Raw genomic sequence first — 23419 nt, 5'->3', positions numbered from 1 at the left:
AGCACCCAAATAGGATGCTTCAATATAAATAAATATTGTTCTAAATTATAGTGTAGCTACAAATTTAGCTAACTTAGATTTCATATTTCCAGCTTTATTTTTGTGGATAATATTATTTTTAGCTAATTTATCAAGCATTGCCACAACTTTTGGGAATAATTCTTCCGCAGCTTTCTTATCTGTTGTAGCACGTAAATCTCTTACAGCATTTCTTGTAGTTTTATGCTGATATTTATTTCTTACTTGCTTAACTCGATTACTTCTAATTCTCTTTAATGCCGACTTATGATTTGCCATTATAATTTTTTTTAAAATTGTAGTCCGTAGGGGAATCGAACCCCTGTTACCAGGATGAAAACCTGGCGTCCTAACCCCTAGACGAACGGACCATTGTTATTATAAATAATTTGTAACTTTTATAGTTACTTGAACTTTTGTAGTCCGTAGGGGAATCGAACCCCTGTTACCAGGATGAAAACCTGGCGTCCTAACCCCTAGACGAACGGACCATTAATTTACAACTTATTAATTTCTTTTAAATTGCGGTTGCAAAAATACACACTTTTTTTTAGCAAACAATATTTTTTTTAAAAAATATTAATACGCTTTAGCAAACAAAACTCTTTGAGTAGATTTTTCGCCAGTTAAAATACATTTTCCTTCTTCTTGCTTGTTATTCAAAGGTATACAACGTATGGTTGCTTTTGTTAAATCTTTAATTTTATCTTCTGTTTCTGGAGTTCCGTCCCAATGTGCTGAAACAAAACCTCCTTTTGTTTTAATAATTTCTTTAAATTCATCAAAAGTATCTACTTCTGTAATATGTGTTTCTCTATAATTTAACGCTTTTTCAAATAGATTCTCTTGAATTTCTTTCAACGTTTTCTCAATATAATCAACAACACCTTCTTGTGAACGATTTTGCTTTTCTAAAGTATCACGTCTTGCAATCTCCAATGTTCCATTTTCTAAATCACGTGGTCCCATTGCAATACGTAAAGGCACACCTTTTAGTTCATATTCAGCAAATTTCCATCCTGGTTTATACGTAGTACGTTTATCGTACTTTACAGAAATTCCTTTAGCCCTTAAATCTTTTGTAAGTTCATCAACTTTCTCTGAAATAGCATCTAATTGCTCATCATTTCTATGAATTGGAATAATAACAACTTGTATAGGCGCTAAATTTGGAGGTAACACCAATCCTAAATCATCAGAATGCGTCATAATTAAACCACCCATTAAACGTGTTGAAACTCCCCAAGAAGTTGCCCAAACGTGTTCTTTTTTCCCTTCTTTTGAAGTAAATTGAACATCAAAAGCTTTCGCAAAGTTTTGACCTAAAAAATGAGATGTTCCAGCTTGTAAAGCTTTTCCATCCTGCATTAAACCTTCAATGCAATAAGTTTCAACGGCACCTGCAAAACGTTCTGACTCTGTTTTTAAACCTTTAATAACTGGCATTGCCATAAATTTTTCAGCAAATTCGCTATAAACATTAATCATTAACTCTGCTTCTTCTACAGCTTCTTTTTCAGTTGCATGTGCTGTATGACCTTCTTGCCATAAAAATTCTGCTGTACGTAAAAATAAACGTGTACGCATCTCCCAACGAACAACATTTGCCCATTGATTAATTAACAATGGTAAATCTCTATAAGATTCTATCCATTTTCTATAAGTATCCCAAATAATGGTTTCAGAAGTAGGTCGAACAATTAATTCTTCCTCTAATTTAGCTTCCGGATCAACAACTACTCCACTTCCATCTTCTGCATTTTTTAATCTATAATGCGTAACTACAGCACACTCTTTTGCAAAACCTTCAACATGTGCTGCCTCTTTACTTAAGTAAGACTTTGGGATAAATAAGGGAAAATAAGCATTTTCATGCCCTGTTTCTTTAAACATTCTATCTAGTTCGGCTTGCATTTTCTCCCAAATAGCAAAACCGTATGGTTTAATTACCATACATCCTCTAACTCCCGAATTTTCAGCTAAATCAGCCTTCACTACGAGCTCGTTATACCATTTAGAATAGTCTGTTTCTCTCTTTGTTAAATTCTTACTCATATTAAAAAGTTTGGCATAAATATTGCAACATTGTTAGTAAAAAATACTAATTTCGACAAAACTAGTACTTTTTGATTTGTTCAACAATAAAAATAACAACTGATTATGAAAGTTTCAACTATATTTAAATCCAGACTTGCTCGATTGAGTGCTTTAGTAGTACTTTTTTTGAGTTTTTATTCTTGTGGAACCTATCAAAGTGTATATAATAATGATGATGATGGAATTTACGCTTCTAACGAAAGGTACAATGATGAAAAGCTTATTGTTATAGATCAACGCACTTTTGATGAAAACTATTTTGCTAAAGAATTAGATAAAATCGATCAAATAAATGATGATGATATAATAACTGATATTGATGAATATTACTATGATGATGAATACTATGATGAAGATGAAGTATATTATGAAGAAGATGAAGAGTACGGACCATGGGAATATACAGATAATGTAACTGTTAATATTGATTCTGGTTATAATTATGGATATGGTTATAACAATTATTATGGTGGTTATTACGATTATAACTGGTACAACCCTTTCTACCATCCATACCATAATTATTACCCATATTATTCAAGTTATTATTACAATCCTTGGAGATCTAGACATTATGCTTCTTATGGGTTTTATGGAGGTTTTTACAGCCCATTTGGATATTATGGATATTCTTCATACAACCACCCTTATTACAACAACTATAATCACAGAAACAATTATAACAGATACGATAGTTATGGTAAAAGAACTGCTTATAACACAAACTCTAGAAGAAATACTAATTCCACATCAACAAGTAGAAGAACTCCTAGTTCAATAAAAAATTCTACAACAAGTACAAGTAGAAGGTCTTCAACAAATTCTAGAAATACTACAATTAAACCAAGTACAAGAACAAGCAGAACTTCTACAATAAATAGAAACTCAACAAGACAACCAAGCAGAACATACAGAACACCAAGCAGTACTTCAACAAGAAGAAATTCTGCTTACAGTTCACCTACTAGAAACTATTCTAGATATTCTTCTTCAAGAAACAAAACAGTTACACCTTCTAAAAACACTAATACAAGTTCTAGAAATAGTTCAACAAGAAGTACTAAACGTTCTTCTAATAGTAACTACTCTCCTAGTAATACAAGAAGAAGTAGTAATAGTTCATATAGTAGAAGTAGTTCTAATAGTTCTAGAAGTTATAGTAGAAGTAGCGGAACTTCAAGTAGATCTTCTTCAAGCTCATCAAGAAGTAGTTCTCGTAGAAATTAAAATACCCTAAAAAAATTAAATAATAGAACATTATGAAAAAACTAATTTTTGCAGCAATGGTTTGCATTGCTTACATAAGTAATGCTCAAACATTAAGTTATAATGACATTGGAGTTCTTTTTTCAAAAGAAGAAATTAATGGTACTGCACGTTACAATGCTATGAGTGGTGCATTTGGAGCTTTAGGAGGAGATTTATCTTCTATTGGAATAAATCCTGCAGGTGCTGCGGTATTTATGAATAGTGAATTTTCAGTTTCATTAGGTATTAGAAATTCAACAACAGATGCCACATATTACGGAAACACTTCTTCAACCGAAAACGATAAAACAAATTTATCTCAAGCTGGTGGAGTTTTTGTTTTTGATAGTGGAAAATATTCAGATATTAACAAAATAGCTATTGCTTTTAATTATAGTAGAGTTAATGATTTTGAAAATTTTTGGAACGTTAAAGGTAACAATGGTTCAGCTGCTCCAATTACAGATATTTACGATTCAGAAGTTATGTACGATCTAATTGATGGTCAATATTTTGAAAATTTTACCGATGGTAGAAATGATAAATACTCATTTACAATTGCCACTCAAAGAAATGAAGATTTATATTTAGGATTTACCTTAAATACCTACGATATTGAGCATTACCAAACTACATTATTAGAAGAGTACAATAGCGACAGTGACTCTAATACATTTGATATTTCTCAAACTCAAGAGTTATTAACTTACGGAGAAGGTGTTTCGTTTGGTTTAGGCTTAATTTCAAAACCTGCTGATAACATGCGTTTAGGTTTGGCTTATCAATCTCCTGTTTGGTACAATATTTCAGAAGAAAGTATTGAATATGATGTAAATATTTTTGAAAACGATATAAATATTACAAACGAATATAATGCTAATGATACGTATTCAGGTATAAATGGTTTCGATTACAAATTACGCACTCCAAGTAAATTAACTGGAAGTTTTGCTTATATATTCGACAAACAAGGATTAATTAGTATTGACTATACTTACAAAAATTACAGCAATATTGAATTAAAAAACGCAAACTTCACTTCAGAAAATCAAGCTTTTCAACAAGATTTAGAAAGTACCGGAGAATTAAGAATTGGTACAGAATGGCGTTTTGATAAAGTATCACTTCGTGGAGGATATCATTTTGAAAAAAGTCCTTATAAAAACGCTAAAGATTCTGATAATCTTGAAGGCTATTCATTAGGTGCCGGATTTAAGTTTAGAGGTGGTAAATTAGATTTTGCTTACCAGAAAGAAACAAATACTGCTCCTTATAATTTTAACCCTGCTGATTACAATCTAAATTCAACAGAATTAGACTTTAACAATTCAAAAATTACAGCAACGTTAGTTTTAAGTTTATAAAAACTAACATCTATATATTTGAAACGCCTCAAATTTTGAGGCGTTTTTTATTTAAAAAACATTGATTTTAGTTTTGTACTTTTGCATCACAATAATTTTAATTTAACTATGAGCAATTATTCTTTTAATATAGAAACAACAAATACCGATACTATTATTAAATTTATTTCTAATGAAGTTTTAACTAGTGGAAGCTATCAATTTAATAATATTGACGAAGCTAAAAACTCACCACTAGCACAAGAATTATTTCATTTACCTTTTGTAAAACGCATATTTATTTCTGCAAATTTTATTGCAATAGAACGTTTTGATATTGTAAAATGGGATGATGTTCAAAATGAGGTTAAAGAGCAAGTTGAAAACTATCTTAATAATGGAGGTATTTTATTAAATGAGGAACAAAAAAAACTTCCTATAGAAATTTATGCTGAAACAACTCCAAATCCAAATGTTTTAAAATTTGTTTCAAATAAAATATTATTCGAAAAAGATTATGAGTTTAAAGCTATAGATGAAACTAAAAACGCTCCTTTAGCTGCAAACCTATTTAATTTTCCATTTGTAAAAGAAGTGTTTTTATCTGAAAATTATGTTTCCATCACAAAATTTGATGGTGTTGAATGGAGCGAATTAAGTAATGAAGTTAGAAGCTTTATAAAAGAATATATTTCAGCTGGAAGAACTTTGGTAAACAGTGCTCAACAAGCTACTCAAACAATTAAAAGTTCAGAAACTGAAAAAGAATTAGATGAAATTTCATTAAAAATAATTTCAATTTTAGATGAATATATTCGTCCGGCAGTAGCAGCCGACGGAGGTAATATTGCTTTTGAAAGTTACAATACTCAAACACAAACAGTAAATGTAGTTTTACAAGGTGCTTGTAGTGGTTGTCCATCTTCTACTATAACACTTAAAAATGGTATTGAAAATATGTTAAAACAATTAATTCCAGGTAAAATTGGAGAAGTTGTAGCAATTAACTACTAATTTTTATGGCTGAAAAAGTAAAACCTTATAAAAATTCCGAACTCGGAAAAAAAGAACAAGTCACCCAAATGTTCGATACTATTTCTAAAGAATATGATGGTTTAAACCGAGTTATATCTTTTGGAATAGATATTAAATGGCGAAAAAAAGTGGTGAATATTGTTAAACAATCACAACCAAATTCAATATTAGATATAGCTACAGGAACTGGTGATTTAGCTATAAATTTAACAGACACTAATGCTGAAAAAATAGTTGGTTTTGATATTTCTCCCGGAATGCTTGAAGTTGGAAGAAAAAAAATTAAAAAACTAAAATTAAATCAAATAGATATGATTTTAGGAGATTCTGAAAATATGCCGTTTGAAAATAATTCGTTTGACGCCATAACAGTAGCTTTTGGAGTTCGTAATTTTGAAAATTTAGAAAAAGGATTAAAAGAAATTTTAAGAGTTTTAAAACCTAATGGTACTTTTGTAGTTTTAGAAACATCAGTTCCAACAAAATTCCCTTTTAAACAAGGATATAAAATTTACACCAATTTTATTATGCCAACTATCGGTAAATTGTTTTCAAAAGATAAAGTTGCTTACAAATATTTATCAGATTCTGCTGCTACTTTTCCATATGGAGAAGCATTCAACAATATTTTACAAAAAATTGGGTTTAATAGTATTGAAAACAGACCACAAACTTTAGGTGTGGCAACAATTTACATTGCTAAAAAATAATTTATGAAAAAAGTATTAGCGTTTCTTATTATCTCCATGGTAAGTACTTGTTTTTTAACTGCCCAAATAAAAGACAAAGTTATTTACAAACAAAACTGGGATAAAAAACGTGTTTTTTGGGGCTATTATTTAGGTTTAAATAAAAAAGATTACAAAATTAATTATAAGCATAATACTAATACTTTTGTAGATGTTTCTGCCTCTACAGGTTTTAGTGTTGGATTAATTGGAGATTTACGCCTTCATAAAAATATAAACCTACGTTTTGAACCAGGACTTTCTAGTAACACAAAAGAACTTGCATTTACACACATTTCAGGTGGTAAAAGTGATAGTATTAGAGAAGTAAGCTCTACTTATTTAAGGTTTCCTTTGCTAGTAAAATTTAGTACTAATAGATACTATAATATTCGCCCATATGTAATTGGAGGTATTTCATATGATTACAATTTTTCTAGTAATGAAGATAATCCAGACGACAATGCTAGTGGTGAATTTAGAATGAAAAAAAATAATTTTACTTATGAAATTGGAGCAGGAATAGATATTTATTTACCGTATTTTATATTTTCACCTTCAATTAGAGGTGTATTTGCTATTAACAATGAATTAGTTCCGGATAACGATCCTAATAGCCAATGGACAGGAAATATAGATTATCTTGGAACTAGAGGTGTGTTTTTAAAATTAGCATTTCACTAATTTCGTTTAAATTCACTTAACAAAATAGCTGTAGCAGTTGCTACATTTAAACTTTCAGTTTGTTGTAAATCGCCAAATCTAGGTATTGAAATGGTTTTTGAAATATAGCTATAAACATTTTTAGAAATTCCGTTAGCTTCATTACCCATTACCAAAATTGCATTTTTTGGCAATGTTATTTTATACACATTTTCACCATTCATATCAGCAGCATATTTTGGAAGTTCCGAATTTTTTAAATACTCTAACAACTCTGTATAAATTATTGAAGTTCTAGTTAGCGAACCCATACTAGATTGTACTACTTTTCCATTATAACAATCTACCGTGTTTTTAGAACAAATTAATTGATCAACACCAAACCAATCGCATAATCTAATTATAGTTCCTAAATTTCCTGGATCATTCACATCATCTAAAACTACGATTAAGCCTTCATTCAATAATTTATTTTTTTTAGGAATTTCAAACAAGGCTAAAACATTATTTGGCGTTTTTAAACTACTTATTTTTTTTAATTCTTCTGAAGAAATTAAAGTACAATTATTTACTTTAGAATAAGCTTCAGCCTCAACACAAAACAGTTCTATTAACTTAAAACTAGAGTTTAAAAATTCGTTTACAACTTTGGTACCTTCAGCAATAAAAAGATTATGTTTAGTTCGGTACTTTTTTTGCTGTAAACTTGTTATTAATTTAATTTGATTTTTACTTAAACTCATTGTGTTTACTAAAAATATGAAATTTGATTATAGTATTAAAAGTTATACATTTGAAGCATTAAATTTATGTTCATGTAAACTAAAATTTATGTAAAAATAGTAATTCTTCAAAGCTTTAGCGAATTAAAATAATTTAAAACTAGTTTATTGAAAAACAATATTAGAATAGTAACCTTAATAATAGTAATAACTATTTGTTTTTCTTCGTGTAATACGATTAAATATGTTGCAGATGACGAACTAATGCTTACTGAAAATAATATTTATGTAAACAACAAAAAAAACGTTGATGATGAAATTAACGATTATGTTGTGCAACGCCCTAATCAACAAGTTTTAGGTTTTATTCCTTTTCCTCTTCATTTTTATAATATTGGAAATAAAGATTTTGAAAAGGATTATGAAGAGTGGAAAAATAATAAACCTGGCTGGTATAAATTTACATCTAGTGTTTTTTCTGAAAAGCAAACTCGTGGAATGCGAAATTTTAAATACGGCGTTCATCAATGGTTTTTAAAAAATGGAGAGCCTCCAGTAATTTTAAACAATCAAAAAACACTACAAACAATAGAAAATTTAAAGCTTCATTATTTTAATGAAGGATTTTTAAAAGCAGATGTAACTGCCAAAAAAGATACTATTAGAAATAAAAAAGCTGAAATAAATTATTTTGTAACTACCGATAAAGTTTTCAAAATAGATACAGTTTCTACAGTTATTGAATCAAAAGTTTTAGATTCTATTTACACTAAAAACATTGAACAATCTATAATTAAAACAGGAAGCGTTTTTAAAACTTCATCTTTTTCCGATGAGCAAAACAGACTTACACAACTATATAGAAATTCTGGAGTATACCGATTTAATAAAAATGCCATTAGTTTTGAGGCCGATTCAATACACAGCACCTACAAATCAAATGTTACACTTTTAATTAATGATAGTATTGCAAACGTACCTTATAAAATTCAACAGATTAAAAATATTAAAATTCATACAGATTTCTTTTTCAACACTAAAAACAAACCCATAAAAGATAGCGTAAATTACAATGGATATTTATTCTTAGGTCGAGAAAAATTAAAATACAATCCAAAATTTTTACTTGATGCTATTTTTATTGAACCTAACAAAATTTATAAAGACGAAAATAGAGAACTTACAAGAAAACACTTACGCGGCTTAAATAACTTTAGATCTGTAGATATAAAATACACCGAACTTGAAAACGATATGTTAGAAGCTGAAATATTTCTAACTCCTAGAAAAAAATACTCAATTGGTACAAGTACAGAATTAACCCATTCAAATATTCGCCAACTAGGTATATCGGGTAAACTATCGTTCTCAAATAGAAATGTTTTTAAAGGTGCTGAAATTTTAAATTTCTCTGTTCAAGGTTCATTTTTAGATTCACAAGACGCTGCAGAAAACGAAACACTTTTAAATGCTTGGGAAGTTGGAGCAGATATTTCTTTAGAAATCCCAAGATTTATTCTTCCTTTTAATTCTAATAAAATTGTACCAAAAACAATGAGCCCAAAAACTACATTTACATTAGGTACAAGTTTGCAAAGAAATATTGGACTAGATAAACAACGTTTTACAGGACTAATAGATTATACTTGGCAAACTACAAAAACCAAATCGCATAGTTTTCAATTACTAAATATGCAGTACATTAAAAACTTAAATATAAATAACTATTTTGAAATTTATGAATCTGAATTTGAAGATATTGAAGAAATAGCTGACACTTATTTTAATATTGACCTAACAACTGATACCGTAATTGAATTTATAGATGAATATATAGATAATGATTTTGAAACGTCAAATTCAACAGAATACAAAACTGCCATAAACATTCTAAACAGATATCAAATTTTAACCGAAGATGTTTTAGTACCTTCAGTTGCATATACCTTTACCTACAACAATAGTGAAAATTATAAAGACACCGATTTTTCATTTTTTAGAGCAAGATTAGTTTCTTCAGGTAATTTAACAACACTTTTATCTACTAGTAAAGATGAAACAGGTGTAAAAACAATATTTAACACTCAAATAGCTCAATACATTAAAACTGATTTAGAATATAAAAAATTCTGGAATATATCTAGAGAAAATGTATTAGCATACAAAGCATTTTTAGGAATTGCTTATCCATATAAAAACTCAAACTCTATACCTTTTAGTAAAAGTTACTTTATTGGTGGTCCAAACGATTTAAGAGCTTGGAAAATTTATGATTTAGGTCCGGGAACAACTAATTCAGGATTAGAATACAATGTAGGTAATCTTAAATTTTTAACAAGTTTAGAATATCGTTTTAAAATATTAAACAGTATTAAAGGTGCCTTTTTTGTAGATGCAGGTAACATTTGGGATATTTCTAATAATGAATTAACTGAAGAAAATGCAAAATTTAAAGGCATCAATTCTATACAAGATATTGCTATAGGAAGTGGTTTTGGATTACGTTACGATTTAAGTTTTATTTTACTTCGTTTAGATTTAGGCTTTAAAACATACGAACCTTATTTAGACAACAACAAATGGTTTTCTAATTACAATTTTAACAACACCGTTTATAATTTTGGAATAAGTTATCCATTCTAAAAAATGCAATAAAACTATTTCGTTTTCGTTTTTTTTCTAATTAACCTATTTATTAAATTATAATTTAGTTAATTTTGTAAGTATATATTAACGCAATTTATTACACATAAATAATTATGAGTCATTCAATTAAACCAGGAGTTGCAACTGGAAAAGAAGTACAAGCAATTTTTCAATACGCAAAAGCTAAAAAATTCGCTTTACCAGCTGTAAACGTAATTGGTTCCAACACCATAAATGCAGTTTTAGAAACAGCAAAAGAGTTAAATTCTCCAGTAATTATTCAATTTTCTAATGGAGGAGCACAATTTAATGCAGGAAAAGGATTATCAAACGATGGTCAAAAAGCTGCTGTAGCAGGAGGTATTGCAGGTGCAAAACATGTACATACATTAGCAGAAGCTTACGGAGTTCCTGTAATTCTACATACAGATCACTGCGCAAAAAAATTATTACCTTGGATAGACGGTTTATTAGATGCTGGTGAAGTATTTTTTAAAGAAACTGGAAAACCATTATTTAGCTCTCACATGATAGATTTATCTGAAGAGTCTCTAGAAGAAAACATGGAAATCTGTAAAGAGTATTTAGCTCGTATGGATAAAATGGGAATGACATTAGAAATTGAATTAGGTATTACAGGTGGAGAAGAAGATGGTGTTGATAATTCAGACGTTGACGCTTCAAAATTATATACTCAACCTGAAGAAGTTGCTTATGCTTATGAAGAACTTAAAAAAGTAAGCGATAATTTTACAATTGCTGCTTCATTTGGTAATGTTCACGGTGTATACAAACCAGGAAACGTAAAATTAACTCCAAAAATTCTTGACAATTCTCAAAAATATATTGAAGAAAAATTTGGAACTGAAACAAACCCAGTAGATTTTGTATTCCACGGTGGATCAGGTTCAACTTTAGAAGAAATTAGAGAAGCTATTGGTTACGGTGTTATTAAAATGAACATTGATACAGATTTACAATTTGCTTTTACTGAAGGAATCAGAGACTATATGACATCTAAAGTAGACTATGTATCAACACAAATTGGTAATCCAGACGGTGCAGATCAACCAAATAAAAAATACTACGATCCTAGAGTTTGGTTACGCGAAGGAGAAAAAACTTTTGTTACTAGGTTAAAACAAGCATTTGCTGACCTAAACAATGTAAATACATTGTAAATCAACTTGTTAAATACAAAAAAATCAAAGAGAGTCTATTTTTTATATGCTCTCTTTGTTTTTTTTAGTATTTTGCACCTCAATTTAAACTTAAAACTAATAAGTTATGTCATCTTGGTTTAAAAGAAAAGATAAAGGGATTCAAACCCCAACAGAATCTAAAAAAGATGTTCCAAAAGGGTTATGGTATAAAACACCTAGTGGAAAAATAGTAGATACTGAAGAATTAAAAGCAAACTACTATGTAAGTCCTGAAGATGGTTACCATGTTAGAGTAGGAAGTGCTGAATATTTTGAAATTCTTTTTGATAATAATGAGTTTAAGGAATTTGATAAAGATATGGTTTCCAAAGATCCATTAAAATTCACAGACACTAAAAAATACCCAGACAGATTGAAACAGGCTTATGAAAAAACAGGCTTAAAGGATGCTATTAGAACTGCTGTTGGAAAATCATTAGGAAAAGATCTTGTGGTAGCTGCAATGGATTTTTCATTTATTGGTGGTTCAATGGGAAGTGTTGTTGGTGAAAAAATTGCTAGAGCAATTGACTATTCAATAAAAAAGAAAATACCTTTTTTAATGATTTCAAAATCTGGTGGAGCAAGAATGATGGAAGCTTCATACTCTTTAATGCAATTGGTAAAAACTTCAGCAAAATTAGCGCAATTAGCAGAAAAGAAAATTCCATACATCTCATTATGTACAGATCCAACAACTGGAGGTACAACAGCATCTTATGCAATGTTAGGTGATGTAAATTTTGCAGAACCTAATGCTTTGGTTGCCTTTGCCGGACCAAGAGTAGTAAAAGACACAACTGGAAAAGATTTACCTGAAGGTTTCCAACGTTCAGAATTTGTATTAGAGCATGGTTTTTTAGATAAAATTATTCAACGTAAAAATTTAAAAAAACAAATAAATCTATATATTGATTTAATTGAAAACATACCTATTAGAAAATAATAGACATAAAAAAAGCGAGCTTAATGCTCGCTTTTTTTTTAACTAATTTTAAAAAATTATTCGATTTTACAATTTCTTTTTCTCAAAGTAATTTCAGTTTCTACACCATCGGCATCTGTATAAATTGCAATATCATCGCAAGTTCCATCACCAAAATCTAAAATTCCAGTTACATCATTCTTTGTTAATTCAATAGTTCCACTAACTATAAATCTACATGACATTTCTCTTCTTAACTCTTTAGTAATTGTTGCAGATACCACTACACCATTTTTAAAAGTTGTAGCCCAATTACCTGTAATTTCAAATACGTTATCTGCCCATTCTCTAGTATCATAACCTTCAACCCATTCTCTAGTTTTTGTACCTACTCTTGAAGCAGTTTCACCATCTTCCCATGTCATTGTAATATCCATAGTTTTAACAGATTCAGGATTACCATTTTCATTTTCATAAGTTCTAACAATTATATTTTCACCTTCAACCATCACATCATTAAATGTAAATCCCTCATAAGTTTGAGTTATCGTCATTGTCATAGCATCTACGTCAAATTCATGTGAAATAATAATTTTACCAGCAACTATATGACCATTTGGAAATTCACATCCTTCACCAAAATCAAAAGTAATAGTTCTAGTTGTTCCTTCCATTACAACTGTTTTCACAGCACAATCAGGTCTTCCAGTTCCTTTTTCTCCATCATCTTTTAATGCTAACTCATCTTTACTACTTAATTCGTCCTCAAATAAATAGTCATCAATTAAATTATCTAACTCATCGGATACATCGTCTGCTTCCGTAATTGCAATAGTTTCGTCTTCAGTTAAAGCTTCTGAAATTTCTGGAGCATCAATTACTTCACTGTCTTCACAACTAATAAAGAATAATCCTCCTACTAAAAATGCTAAAAGCAATGCTGTTTTAAGCTTGTAAATTTTCATAAGGTTATATTTTAAATTATTTAAATATTTTGTTTGTTATAAGTTTAGACCTTAACTATTTTAAAAAGTTTAAATTAATACATAAAAAAATAGACACAACTAATCAATTGTCAATCAAAATAATAGTAGTATATTTGCCGACTGTTAACCATTTAGGTTAGCGTTGCATAAAAATTATTAATAAAATTAATGTTAGCATGTTATTAACAAAAGAAAAAAAAGCAGAAATTTTTGCTAAACACGGTAAATCAGCTACAGATACTGGTTCATCAGAAGGTCAAATTGCCTTATTTACAGAAAGAATTAATCACTTAACAGAACATTTAAAATCAAATCGTAAAGATTACAACACAGAACGTTCATTAGTTAGGTTAGTAGGTAAAAGAAGAAACTTACTTGATTATTTAATTAAAACCGATATTGTTAGATATCGTGAAATAATTAAAGAATTAGGATTAAGAAAATAATAAATTAAGAGGCATTTTTTGCCTCTTTTTTATTTTTAAAAATTCGAAAAGAAAGCATTAATTAAACTTTTCATTGGTAAGCCAACACACAACAACACAACACAAACCAAAATGTTTAATTAACAAAAAATTATTATATGATACCAAAGGTTCATAAACAAATTATTGATTTAGGAGATGGAAGAACCATTTCACTAGAAACAGGAAAACTTGCAAAACAAGCACATGGTTCTGTTGTTGTTCAAATGGGTAAAGCTATGTTACTTTGTACAGTAGTATCTAACTACAAACAAAGTGATGTTGACTTTTTACCATTAACAGTAGATTACAGAGAAAAATTTGCTGCAGCTGGACGATATCCAGGTGGTTTCTTTAAAAGAGAAGCAAGACCAACAGATGCAGAAGTTTTAACAATGCGTTTAGTAGATAGAGTTCTACGTCCATTATTCCCAAAAGACTACCACGCTGAAACACAAGTAATGATTCAGTTAATGTCTGCAGATGAAGATGTAATGCCAGATGCTTTAGCAGGTATTGCTGCTTCTGCGGCTATTCAATTAAGTGATATCCCTTTTGAAACTCCAATTTCAGAAGTACGTGTTGCTAGAGTAAATGGTGAATTTATAATCAACCCAAGTAGAGAATTATTAGAACAAGCTGACATTGATATGATGGTTGGTGCTTCTGCTGATTCTGTAATGATGGTTGAAGGTGAAATGGATGAAATAAGCGAAGAAGAAATGGCTGATGCCATTAAATTTGCACATGAAGCTATTAAAGTACAATGTGCTGCTCAAGTTGCTTTAGCTGAATCATTCGGTAAAAAAGAAACTCGTACATACGAGCCAGAAGAAGAAAATGAAGAATTAGCTGCTAAAGTACATGAATTAGCATACCAAAAATGTTATGATATTGCTAAAAAAGGTACTTCTAAAGTAGAAAGAACTGATGCTTTTGCTGCTGTAAAAGAAGAAGTTATAGCTTCATTTACTGAAGAAGAAGTAGCTGAATTTGGTGGTTTAATTGGAAAATATTTCGGTAAAGCTAACAAAACAGCAGTTCGTGAATTAACATTAGCTGAAGGCTTACGTTTAGACGGAAGAAAAACTACAGAAATTAGACCAATTTGGTGTGAAGTAGATTACTTACCATCAACTCACGGTTCTTCAATATTTACTCGTGGAGAAACTCAAGCTTTAGCTACAGTTACTTTAGGAACTTCAAGAGAAGCAAACCAAATAGATATGCCAACTTACCAAGGTGAGGAAACTTTCTATTTACATTATAACTTCCCTCCTTTCTGTACAGGTGAAGCAAGACCTTTAAGAGGTACTTCACGTAGAGAAGTTGGACACGGAAACTTGGCACAACGTGCACTTAAAAAAGTAGTTCCTGCAGATTGTCCTTACACTGTAAGAGTTGTATCTGAAGTATTAGAATCTAATGGTTCTTCTTCAATGGCAACTGTTTGTGCTGGTACAATGGCATTAATGGATGCAGGTGTACAAATTACAAAACCAGTATCTGGTATTGCAATGGGATTAATTTCTGACGGTGATCGTTACGCTGTTTTAAGTGATATTTTAGGTGATGAAGATCATTTAGGTGATATGGACTTTAAAGTTACTGGAACTGAAGATGGTATTACTGCTTGTCAAATGGATATTAAAGTGAAAGGTTTATCTTATGAAATTCTTGTAAATGCTTTACAACAAGCACGTGCAGGTCGTTTACATATTTTAAGCAAATTAACTGATACTATTGCTCAACCAGCTGATGATGTTAAATCTCATGCTCCAAAAATGGTTTCAAGAACTATTCCTAATGAATTTATTGGTGCATTAATTGGACCTGGAGGAAAAGTAATTCAAGAAATGCAAAAAGAAACTGGATGTACTATTGTAATTAATGAAGACCCAGTTACTGAAGAAGGTATTGTTGAAATTTTAGGTACAGATCAAAATGGTATTGATGCTGTTTTAGCTAAAATTGATTCTTTACTATTTAAACCTCAAGTTGGAAGTGTTTACGAAGTGAAAGTAATTAAAATGTTAGATTTTGGTGCTGTTGTTGAATACAACGAAGCTCCTGGAAACGAAGTTTTATTACACATTTCTGAATTAGCTTGGGAGCGTACTAATAACGTAACCGATGTTGTTAATATGGGTGATGTATTCGATGTAAAATACTTCGGAAAAGATCCAAAAACTCGTAAAGACAAAGTATCTAGAAAAGCTTTATTACCAAAACCTGAAGGTTTTGTAGAAAGACCTCCAAGAGATAACAACAGAGGACGTGATAACCGCGGAAGAGATAACAGAGGACGTGACAATCGTGGTGGTGATAGAAGACCAAGAGAACCAAAAAACGATTAATAAAATAGTTATACTATTTATTTAAATATTACAAAAAAGCTTCTCTAAATAGAGAAGCTTTTTTATTTTCATAAAAAAAGAAAGGAGAGTTTACAATATAATTTGTAAATTTCTCCTTTCTAAATACAAATAATAATTATTAGAAAGCTAACCCATAACATCTAATAATCTATTAAAATTCAAGAGCACCAATCATTAGTAATACTAATGATTGGTTTTTTTTGCTCTCTAAACAATAGAAGTAACTAACCCCTAACACTTCTATTGTATTTTTTTTAAACAAAAACTTATCTAAAAGTCTTTATTTTATTTCAATATCTTGATCTACAAACTTTTTAATTGGTATAACTACTATTCCATCTGCTGTTTTTATAGTTATACAAATATTATCTATTTGTTGAATTGTACCTTCAAACTTTTTAGTTTTTACATGTTGCCCAACTTCAAAATTTCTTCTTGAGTAAAATCCAAATAGCAACCTTAAAACTACATCACGTGCTCCTAACCCAAATGCAATGGTAAATGAAATTAATACAGAACCAAGTATTAAGGTTAAATTATCAGTAATCATTTTAGTTTCAATTCCTGCTTGGTCTAAAGCCGTAATAGAAACAACTACAACAATTGCATAAAAAACAATATTACTAACCAGATTAGAACCTGAAATTTCTAAAGATTTAAAAGTATCAACTATTGCTTTTTTTACTAATGAAGCTATATAAACTCCAACCACAAAAATTAATAACGCACTAATTAAAATTGGTAAATAAGCAATAAAACTACTTATACCTTCTGACACCATTTTTAGTCCAAGCATTTCAGAAGCTACAACCGTAAATATTAATATTAAAAGATACTTTACAAATTTTAATATTATTTTAGAAGGAACTACCGTAAAATCTGATTTTCCAAATAATTCAGCCTCATTTAATTTAGTTGTTAAAGAATCTATTTTACTAAAAGTTAGCACTTTTTTCAAAATATAATTTACAACTTTAATTACTAGCCAGGCTAATATTATAAAACCAATTCCTTTTAATAAAGTTGGTAAAAAACCTATTACTTTATTCCATAAATCTTGTGCAAATGTTAAATCTTGAAGTAAAAAAATTGTTTTCATTTTTTTATATAATTTGGGTTAAATATTATTTTTTATCTCCTTTATTTTTATTCTTTTTAAGAGAATCATTTTCTGTCTTCAAAAACTCGCCAATTGTATTTGGATATTTCACCACAAATAAATCGGCAATATCAAGAGAAAGTTTTATCAATGAAATATCGTTGATAACCTTCTCCTTGAGTACTTTTGGCACCTCTTCGTTATGTAATAATTTCTTAAATGGGTTTTCCATTAGTTAAGATTTTTATATACATTAATAACTTTCTCTCTTGCGCGTTTTAAACGCATTTTTACTGCACTTTCACCTATTTCTAATGCTTCTGATAATTCTCTTACAGAAAAATCATCTTGATACTTCATTAACAATATCATTTTATCATTAGGATCCAAAAGCTCCATTGCTTTACCAAGCTTTTCAGCTTTTAGTTCTAATAACACAGATTCACTAACATCATTATCAAGATCTTTAGAATCTGGTATTTCTCCTTCAAAGTTTTTTTCGTTCTTTTTATAATTATTTCTGGTTACATAATTCACACAAAAATTGTATGTAAATGAATATAGCCAAGTTGAAAATTTAGACGTTCCTTTAAACGTTCTTAATTTCACAAATAACTTTATAAAAACATCGTGGGTTAAATCTTGCGCCTCTTCTTTAGAGGAAGCAAACCCGTAACATTTATTATAAACTTTAGTAACATGGCGGTCATATAGCACAGCAAACAAATGACTATCATTTGATTTTACTATCCTTTCCACTAATTCGTTATCACTTAATAACGATATGTTACTTTTAGAATTCAAAAACTTATTATTGGGTTATACTTTTGTAAGACACATTTATTTAATTAAAGTCACTAAATTAAAATTTTATATAACTTTTTGTAACAATTTCAAAAATACAACGTATATATTGTATACCACTTATTAAAATCAAAAATATTTTAAATATTACATGAGACAACTAAAAATTACCAAGCAGGTTACAAATAGAGAGACTGCTTCATTAGACAAATACTTACAGGAGATTGGAAAAGTTGATTTAATTACTGCTGAAATGGAGGTAGAATTAGCGCAACGAATTAAAGCTGGAGACCAAGTTGCTTTAGAAAGATTAACTAAAGCAAATTTACGTTTCGTTGTATCTGTTGCTAAACAATACCAAAACCAAGGGTTAACATTGCCAGATTTAATTAATGAAGGTAATTTAGGTTTAATTAAAGCTGCTAAACGTTTTGATGAAACTAGAGGTTTTAAATTTATCTCTTATGCTGTTTGGTGGATTAGACAATCTATTTTACAAGCATTAGCTGAACAATCTAGAATTGTACGTTTACCTTTAAACAAAATTGGTTCTATTAATAAAATTAATAAAATGTATGCCTTTCTTGAGCAAGAGAATGAGAGACCTCCTTCTGCTGAAGAAATTGCAAAAAAATTAGATATGACGGTGAACGATGTAAAAGAGTCTATGAAAAACTCTGGTCGTCACGTATCTATGGATGCTCCTTTAATAGAAGGTGAAGATTCTAACTTGTACGATGTATTAAATACAGGTGAATCTCCAAATCCAGACAAATCATTATTACACGAATCTTTAAAAGTGGAAATTGAAAGAGCTTTAGAAACCTTAACTCCAAGAGAAGCTGATGTGGTACAGTTATACTTTGGTTTAGGTGATGCTCACCCAATGACTTTAGAAGAAATTGGAGAAACTTTTGATTTAACTCGTGAACGTGTTAGACAAATTAAAGAAAAAGCTATTAGAAGATTAAAACACACTTCTAGAAGTAAAATATTAAAAACATATTTAGGATAGTAGATGTACTTACTTTTTTGAAAATGAATTAAAAACGCTCGAAGTATCGAGCGTTTTTCTTTTTTAAATTATATTTGCCAATCTAAACAACTTAAAATGAGTAAATATATAGCTCCATCAATGTTAGCCTGTGATTTTGCTAACCTTCAAAGTGAAATTGAACTGGTTAACAATAGTGAAGCCGATTGGTTTCATATTGATGTTATGGATGGTGTTTTTGTTCCAAATATTTCTTTTGGAATGCCTGTAATTAAGGCTATGAAACAACATACTAAAAAAACAATGGATGTACATTTAATGATTGTAAATCCCGATAAATATATTGAAGATTTTAAAAACGTAGGAGCAGATATTTTAACTGTACATTATGAAGCCTGCACACATTTACACAGAACCGTACAAGCTATAAAAGCTACCGGAATGAAAGCTGGAGTTTCCTTAAATCCACACACCCCAATTGCTGTTTTAGAAGACATTATTAACGATATTGATTTGGTTTTAATAATGAGTGTTAATCCTGGTTTTGGAGGACAAAGTTTTATAGAAAACACCTATAAAAAAGTGGAACAGTTAAAAGCACTTATTGAGTTTTGCGATGCTAAAACACTAATAGAAGTAGATGGTGGAGTTACAAGTGAAAACATAGAACAGCTATCAAAAGCAGGTGTAGATGCATTTGTTGCAGGTAGTTTTGTTTTTAAAAGTAAAAATCCAACCAAAACTATTTCTGAACTAAAAAAATTAGCTGAATTTTAAATTAATTCTTCTTTTTTAGCTTCTAATTCATATTGTTTTAAAAGGTAATTTAATAAATCTGTAGTGGTAACCATACCTACTAACTCATTATCATCTACAATAGGCAAAGAATGAAATTGATTTTTAGCCAATATTTCAGCGGTAGATTTAACGCTAATGTTAGAATTTATTGTTACTAAATTTTTAATCATTATTTGTTGAATATCAAACATTTCATATACTGCATTATCAATTTCAATTTCTTTTGAATCAAAAGAATCTAAAAAACTAATACGTTCTAAATCTGAATGGCTTAACATTCCAATAAGTTTTTTACCTTCTAAAACTGGAATATGACGAATATTATTCTCTTTAAATAATTGTTCTGCCTTGTATAAATTATCATTTAAGCTTAACGTAATAAGCTGCTTAGTCATTATTTTAGATACTGGCTCAAGACGTTTCATTGTATTCTATTTTTAAGTGTTCTATAAATTTCGAGAAAAGGTGGCTGAATTACTATGATTTAAATCATTTAATCTAAAAAAGAGGTATTATATTGCAGTATAATTTAGATTAAAACAACTCAAAATGTTTCAAAAGAATCATTTTTTAACCTTACTTTTTAGAATTACTCTTTTGGTGTTTCTTTTTATTTCTTGCTCTAGTAAAAATAAAAATTACATAAGTATTGCAACGGCTGCAAATATGCAATTTGCCATGAAAGAATTATCTGAAAATTTCACTCAAAAAACTGGAATTAATTGCGAAATAATGGTAAGTTCATCTGGAAAATTAACTGCACAAATTAAAGAAGGTGCACCTTATGATATTTTTGTTTCAGCAGATATGAAATACCCAAATAACTTATACAATGCTGGATTTACAAAAACAAAACCTGTAATTTATGGTTATGGAAAATTAGTATTGTGGACATTATTTGACTCCATTAAACCATCGTTTAAAATTCTTCAAAATAAAAATATAAAACATATTGCTGTTGCCAATCCAAAAACGGCACCTTATGGCAAAGCTACTTATCAACTTCTTCAGAAAAAAACTATTTTAAGCTTATTAGAGCCCAAATTTGTATTTGGAGAAAGCATTGCTCAAACAAATCAATTTATAACAACAAAATCTGCAGAAATAGGTTTTACAGCTAAATCTGTAGTAGTTGCACCACAAACTAAAGGAAAAGGTAATTGGATTGAAGTAAATGAAGAATTCTACACTCCTATTTCCCAAGGAATTGTTTTGCTAAAAAATGGAACTGGTAACAAAAATCACACACAACAGTTTTATAACTTTATACTTTCTGATGAAGGAAAGAACATTTTAAGTAAATTTGGATATTCAACAAACTAAATGAATATTTTAAACGGAACCATAGAAAAATTAACTGTAAGTGGCAGTTTAACTTTAATCAATCTTAAAGTGCAACATTTACCAATTACAGCTATTGTAATTGATACACCAAAAACTGCAAGCTATTTAAAAATTGGCAATTCAATTTCAGTTGTTTTTAAAGAAACCGAAGTTATTATAGGCAAAGGAAATGTTGACCAAATTAGTATGCGAAATAAATTTAAAGGTGTTATTTCAAAAGTAGAATCTAAAGAGTTGTTAAGTAAATTAACTATTGATACTTCCGTAGGAAAAATTTCATCAATAATAACAACAAATGCCGTTAAACAATTAGAATTAGAAAAAGGCGTAGAAGTTACCGCCATGATTAAAACTAACGAAATAATGCTATCTGAATGATTGATTGGGAGCCACTAATATTAACCTTTAAATTAGCATTTGTAACAACTGTTTTGCTACTGTTTATTTCAATTCCATTAGCATATTGGTTAGCGTATTCAAAATCTAAATTAAAACCTATTGTTGAAGCTTTGGTTAGTATGCCTTTAGTGTTGCCGCCAACTGTTATTGGTTTTTATCTATTGGTTGCTTTTAGTCCTTCTAATGAATTTGGAAACTGGTTGAACGAAACATTTGGATTACGATTTGTATTCTCTTTTGAAGGATTAGTTATTGGTTCTATTATTTATAGTTTACCATTTATGGTGCATCCAATACAAGCAGGTTTTTCTAATTTATCAAATTCGTTATTAGAAATGAGTTCTATTTTAGGAAAATCAAAAACTACAACACTAGTTAAAGTACTATTACCAAATATTCGTCCTTCATTATTAACAGGTATTGTGTTAGCGTTTGCCCATACTATTGGTGAATTTGGAGTTGTTTTAATGATTGGTGGAAACATACCTGGTAAAACCAAGGTTGCATCCATTGCAATTTATGATGAAGTTGAAGCTTTAAATTACAGCGATGCCAATATGTATTCCATTATTTTATTTGTAATTACCTTTTGTATTTTATTAGCTGTGTATCTAATTAATGGAAAGTATTTAAAACAATTTTTTTAATGATTGAACTTAACTTTCATAAAAAATTAACTGCTGCTACTGGCGAAATGTTGCTAGACATTAACACTTCCATTAAAAAAGGAAGTTTAGTAACACTTTATGGAAAATCTGGAGTTGGAAAAACTACTATTTTAAGAATTCTTGGAGGTTTATTAAAACCTGAAAAAGGAACAATTTTAGTGAATAAAACTACTTGGTTTAACAGCGATGAAAAAATAAATTTAAAACCTCAAAAACGAAATGTTGGTTTTGTTTTTCAAGATTATGCATTATTTCCAAATATGACTGTAAAAGAGAATTTGGAATTTGCTTTAGAAAAAAACCAATCAACTAAAATAGTTAAGGAACTAATTGAATTAATTGAATTAGGTGAATTACAAAATAGAAAACCTACAACACTTTCAGGAGGTCAAAAACAACGTGTAGCTTTAGCTAGAGCTTTAGTAAAAAAACCATCTATTTTAATGTTAGACGAACCACTTTCAGCATTAGATTATGAAATACGTTTTAAACTTCAACAATATATTTTACAAGTTCACCAAGAATTTAATTTAACCACTATTTTAATTAGCCATGATATTTCAGAAATACTTCGAATGAGTGACCACATTATTGAAATTGAAAATGGAAAAATAATACGTGAAGGTAAACCTACCGAAGTTTTTAATATTAAAGAGTTTAATGCTAAATTTCAATTTACGGGAACTATTATACATATTGAAAAACAGGATTTTTTATACATCCTCACAGTTCATATTGGAAAAGATTTAGTAAAAATTGTTGCAGATGAAAGTGAAGGAAGTCAATTAACAATTGGTGATAAAATTTTAGTTTCGGCTAAAGCTTTTAATCCAATAATTAATAAAATAAATTAGTTTT

Annotated in this window: 24 protein-coding genes and 2 tRNA genes; 16 read left to right on the top strand and 10 right to left on the bottom strand. The window is 29.3% G+C overall.

What is annotated here, in order from left to right; translation table 11 throughout:
- Window positions 1-45: 45 nt before the first annotated feature.
- The 4 genes from rpsT to proS form a co-directional block, all read right to left on the bottom strand.
- Window positions 46-297, bottom strand: a complete 252-nt coding sequence (gene rpsT, locus R3X25_RS07140; protein ID WP_317673275.1) for a 30S ribosomal protein S20 — start codon at window positions 295-297, stop codon at window positions 46-48.
- Between the two features lie 20 nt (window positions 298-317).
- A tRNA-Glu gene (locus R3X25_RS07135) sits at window positions 318-389 on the bottom strand.
- Window positions 390-437: 48 nt separating this feature from the next.
- Window positions 438-509, bottom strand: a tRNA-Glu gene (locus R3X25_RS07130).
- 88 nt (window positions 510-597) lie between these two features.
- A complete protein-coding gene (proS, locus tag R3X25_RS07125; RefSeq protein ID WP_317673273.1) occupies window positions 598-2073 on the bottom strand; it encodes a proline--tRNA ligase in 1476 nt (491 codons plus the stop codon).
- Between the two features lie 105 nt (window positions 2074-2178).
- Between proS and R3X25_RS07120 the strand changes: the two genes are divergently transcribed.
- From R3X25_RS07120 to R3X25_RS07100, 5 genes are all read left to right on the top strand, one after another.
- A complete protein-coding gene (locus R3X25_RS07120; RefSeq protein ID WP_317673272.1) occupies window positions 2179-3342 on the top strand; it encodes a hypothetical protein in 1164 nt (387 codons plus the stop codon).
- A 32-nt stretch (window positions 3343-3374) separates the two neighbouring features.
- A complete protein-coding gene (locus tag R3X25_RS07115) occupies window positions 3375-4727 on the top strand; it encodes an OmpP1/FadL family transporter (RefSeq protein ID WP_317673270.1) in 1353 nt (450 codons plus the stop codon).
- Between the two features lie 108 nt (window positions 4728-4835).
- Window positions 4836-5720, top strand: a complete 885-nt coding sequence (locus R3X25_RS07110; RefSeq protein WP_317673268.1) for a NifU family protein — start codon at window positions 4836-4838, stop codon at window positions 5718-5720.
- Window positions 5721-5725: 5 nt separating this feature from the next.
- A complete protein-coding gene (ubiE, locus tag R3X25_RS07105) occupies window positions 5726-6451 on the top strand; it encodes a bifunctional demethylmenaquinone methyltransferase/2-methoxy-6-polyprenyl-1,4-benzoquinol methylase UbiE (RefSeq protein ID WP_317673266.1) in 726 nt (241 codons plus the stop codon).
- A gap of 3 nt (window positions 6452-6454) precedes the next feature.
- Window positions 6455-7153, top strand: a complete 699-nt coding sequence (locus R3X25_RS07100) for a porin family protein (RefSeq protein WP_317673264.1) — start codon at window positions 6455-6457, stop codon at window positions 7151-7153.
- Here the strand turns inward: R3X25_RS07100 and R3X25_RS07095 are convergent.
- Window positions 7150-7875, bottom strand: coding sequence for an RNA methyltransferase (locus R3X25_RS07095; protein WP_317673262.1), 726 nt, complete (start codon window positions 7873-7875; stop codon window positions 7150-7152). The genes R3X25_RS07100 and R3X25_RS07095 overlap by 4 nt on opposite strands.
- 147 nt (window positions 7876-8022) lie before the next feature.
- Between R3X25_RS07095 and R3X25_RS07090 the strand changes: the two genes are divergently transcribed.
- From R3X25_RS07090 to accD, 3 genes are all read left to right on the top strand, one after another.
- Window positions 8023-10497, top strand: coding sequence for a BamA/TamA family outer membrane protein (locus R3X25_RS07090; protein ID WP_317673260.1), 2475 nt, complete (start codon window positions 8023-8025; stop codon window positions 10495-10497).
- Window positions 10498-10613: 116 nt separating this feature from the next.
- On the top strand, window positions 10614-11681 hold the full coding sequence (gene fbaA, locus R3X25_RS07085) for a class II fructose-bisphosphate aldolase (RefSeq protein ID WP_317673258.1): 1068 nt from the start codon (window positions 10614-10616) through the stop codon (window positions 11679-11681).
- A 106-nt stretch (window positions 11682-11787) separates the two neighbouring features.
- On the top strand, window positions 11788-12648 hold the full coding sequence (gene accD / locus R3X25_RS07080) for an acetyl-CoA carboxylase, carboxyltransferase subunit beta (protein ID WP_317673256.1): 861 nt from the start codon (window positions 11788-11790) through the stop codon (window positions 12646-12648).
- 56 nt (window positions 12649-12704) lie between these two features.
- Here the strand turns inward: accD and R3X25_RS07075 are convergent, their stop codons facing one another.
- Window positions 12705-13592, bottom strand: coding sequence for a hypothetical protein (locus tag R3X25_RS07075; RefSeq protein WP_317673254.1), 888 nt, complete (start codon window positions 13590-13592; stop codon window positions 12705-12707).
- Between the two features lie 197 nt (window positions 13593-13789).
- Between R3X25_RS07075 and rpsO the strand changes: the two genes are divergently transcribed.
- A complete protein-coding gene (gene rpsO / locus R3X25_RS07070) occupies window positions 13790-14059 on the top strand; it encodes a 30S ribosomal protein S15 (protein ID WP_317673252.1) in 270 nt (89 codons plus the stop codon).
- A gap of 137 nt (window positions 14060-14196) precedes the next feature.
- Window positions 14197-16434, top strand: a complete 2238-nt coding sequence (locus R3X25_RS07065; protein WP_317673250.1) for a polyribonucleotide nucleotidyltransferase — start codon at window positions 14197-14199, stop codon at window positions 16432-16434.
- Between the two features lie 301 nt (window positions 16435-16735).
- Here the strand turns inward: R3X25_RS07065 and R3X25_RS07060 are convergent, their stop codons facing one another.
- From R3X25_RS07060 to R3X25_RS07050, 3 genes are read right to left on the bottom strand one after another with little or no spacing between them, the layout of a single operon-like run.
- The gene (locus R3X25_RS07060) at window positions 16736-17554 is read right to left on the bottom strand and encodes a mechanosensitive ion channel family protein (protein WP_317673248.1); all 819 of its coding nucleotides are present in this window, start codon (window positions 17552-17554) and stop codon (window positions 16736-16738) included.
- A 25-nt stretch (window positions 17555-17579) separates the two neighbouring features.
- On the bottom strand, window positions 17580-17786 hold the full coding sequence (locus R3X25_RS07055) for a hypothetical protein (RefSeq protein ID WP_317673246.1): 207 nt from the start codon (window positions 17784-17786) through the stop codon (window positions 17580-17582).
- Window positions 17786-18358, bottom strand: coding sequence for an RNA polymerase sigma factor (locus R3X25_RS07050; protein WP_317673244.1), 573 nt, complete (start codon window positions 18356-18358; stop codon window positions 17786-17788). The genes R3X25_RS07055 and R3X25_RS07050 overlap by 1 nt, the downstream gene beginning before the upstream one ends.
- 151 nt (window positions 18359-18509) lie before the next feature.
- Between R3X25_RS07050 and R3X25_RS07045 the strand changes: the two genes are divergently transcribed.
- Together R3X25_RS07045 and rpe are read left to right on the top strand one after the other, a co-directional pair.
- On the top strand, window positions 18510-19373 hold the full coding sequence (locus R3X25_RS07045) for an RNA polymerase sigma factor RpoD/SigA (protein ID WP_115877674.1): 864 nt from the start codon (window positions 18510-18512) through the stop codon (window positions 19371-19373).
- Window positions 19374-19469: 96 nt separating this feature from the next.
- Window positions 19470-20129, top strand: a complete 660-nt coding sequence (gene rpe, locus R3X25_RS07040; RefSeq protein WP_317673240.1) for a ribulose-phosphate 3-epimerase — start codon at window positions 19470-19472, stop codon at window positions 20127-20129.
- Here the strand turns inward: rpe and R3X25_RS07035 are convergent.
- Window positions 20126-20575, bottom strand: coding sequence for a CBS domain-containing protein (locus R3X25_RS07035; RefSeq protein WP_317673238.1), 450 nt, complete (start codon window positions 20573-20575; stop codon window positions 20126-20128). The two genes, rpe and R3X25_RS07035, sit on opposite strands and share 4 nt — an antisense overlap.
- A gap of 124 nt (window positions 20576-20699) precedes the next feature.
- Between R3X25_RS07035 and modA the strand changes: the two genes are divergently transcribed.
- Genes modA through R3X25_RS07015 form a run of 4 tightly spaced genes read left to right on the top strand, consistent with a single transcriptional unit; the run spans window position 20700 to window position 23415 of the window.
- Complete coding sequence (gene modA / locus R3X25_RS07030; RefSeq protein WP_317673236.1) at window positions 20700-21473, top strand: molybdate ABC transporter substrate-binding protein; 774 nt, start codon at window positions 20700-20702, stop codon at window positions 21471-21473.
- Window positions 21474-21872, top strand: coding sequence for a molybdopterin-binding protein (locus tag R3X25_RS07025; protein ID WP_317673234.1), 399 nt, complete (start codon window positions 21474-21476; stop codon window positions 21870-21872).
- Window positions 21872-22540 carry a molybdate ABC transporter permease subunit gene (gene modB / locus R3X25_RS07020; RefSeq protein WP_411556571.1) on the top strand — a complete coding sequence of 223 codons (669 nt, stop codon included), beginning with the start codon at window positions 21872-21874 and terminating at the stop codon, window positions 22538-22540. The genes R3X25_RS07025 and modB overlap by 1 nt, the downstream gene beginning before the upstream one ends.
- Window positions 22540-23415: a sulfate/molybdate ABC transporter ATP-binding protein gene (locus tag R3X25_RS07015; protein ID WP_317673230.1), complete on the top strand. Its 876-nt coding sequence runs from the start codon at window positions 22540-22542 to the stop codon at window positions 23413-23415. Before modB ends, R3X25_RS07015 begins: the two co-directional genes overlap by 1 nt.
- Window positions 23416-23419 lie beyond the last annotated feature (4 nt).

This window comes from Lutibacter sp. TH_r2 (assembly GCF_033101135.1).
In the GTDB taxonomy this organism is placed as follows: Bacteria; Bacteroidota; Bacteroidia; order Flavobacteriales; family Flavobacteriaceae; genus Lutibacter.
This window is presented reverse-complemented; position numbering and strand designations above follow the sequence as displayed.

Coding starts and splice junctions, on each gene's coding strand:
- rpsT (WP_317673275.1), bottom strand. CDS start 297: ATGGCAAATCATAAGTCGGCATTAAAGAGAATTAGAAGTAATCGAGTT.
- proS (WP_317673273.1), bottom strand. CDS start 2,073: ATGAGTAAGAATTTAACAAAGAGAGAAACAGACTATTCTAAATGGTAT.
- R3X25_RS07120 (WP_317673272.1), top strand. CDS start 2,179: ATGAAAGTTTCAACTATATTTAAATCCAGACTTGCTCGATTGAGTGCT.
- R3X25_RS07115 (WP_317673270.1), top strand. CDS start 3,375: ATGAAAAAACTAATTTTTGCAGCAATGGTTTGCATTGCTTACATAAGT.
- R3X25_RS07110 (WP_317673268.1), top strand. CDS start 4,836: ATGAGCAATTATTCTTTTAATATAGAAACAACAAATACCGATACTATT.
- ubiE (WP_317673266.1), top strand. CDS start 5,726: ATGGCTGAAAAAGTAAAACCTTATAAAAATTCCGAACTCGGAAAAAAA.
- R3X25_RS07100 (WP_317673264.1), top strand. CDS start 6,455: ATGAAAAAAGTATTAGCGTTTCTTATTATCTCCATGGTAAGTACTTGT.
- R3X25_RS07095 (WP_317673262.1), bottom strand. CDS start 7,875: ATGAGTTTAAGTAAAAATCAAATTAAATTAATAACAAGTTTACAGCAA.
- fbaA (WP_317673258.1), top strand. CDS start 10,614: ATGAGTCATTCAATTAAACCAGGAGTTGCAACTGGAAAAGAAGTACAA.
- accD (WP_317673256.1), top strand. CDS start 11,788: ATGTCATCTTGGTTTAAAAGAAAAGATAAAGGGATTCAAACCCCAACA.
- R3X25_RS07075 (WP_317673254.1), bottom strand. CDS start 13,592: ATGAAAATTTACAAGCTTAAAACAGCATTGCTTTTAGCATTTTTAGTA.
- rpsO (WP_317673252.1), top strand. CDS start 13,790: ATGTTATTAACAAAAGAAAAAAAAGCAGAAATTTTTGCTAAACACGGT.
- R3X25_RS07065 (WP_317673250.1), top strand. CDS start 14,197: ATGATACCAAAGGTTCATAAACAAATTATTGATTTAGGAGATGGAAGA.
- R3X25_RS07060 (WP_317673248.1), bottom strand. CDS start 17,554: ATGAAAACAATTTTTTTACTTCAAGATTTAACATTTGCACAAGATTTA.
- R3X25_RS07055 (WP_317673246.1), bottom strand. CDS start 17,786: ATGGAAAACCCATTTAAGAAATTATTACATAACGAAGAGGTGCCAAAA.
- R3X25_RS07045 (WP_115877674.1), top strand. CDS start 18,510: ATGAGACAACTAAAAATTACCAAGCAGGTTACAAATAGAGAGACTGCT.
- rpe (WP_317673240.1), top strand. CDS start 19,470: ATGAGTAAATATATAGCTCCATCAATGTTAGCCTGTGATTTTGCTAAC.
- R3X25_RS07035 (WP_317673238.1), bottom strand. CDS start 20,575: ATGAAACGTCTTGAGCCAGTATCTAAAATAATGACTAAGCAGCTTATT.
- modA (WP_317673236.1), top strand. CDS start 20,700: ATGTTTCAAAAGAATCATTTTTTAACCTTACTTTTTAGAATTACTCTT.
- R3X25_RS07025 (WP_317673234.1), top strand. CDS start 21,474: ATGAATATTTTAAACGGAACCATAGAAAAATTAACTGTAAGTGGCAGT.
- R3X25_RS07015 (WP_317673230.1), top strand. CDS start 22,540: ATGATTGAACTTAACTTTCATAAAAAATTAACTGCTGCTACTGGCGAA.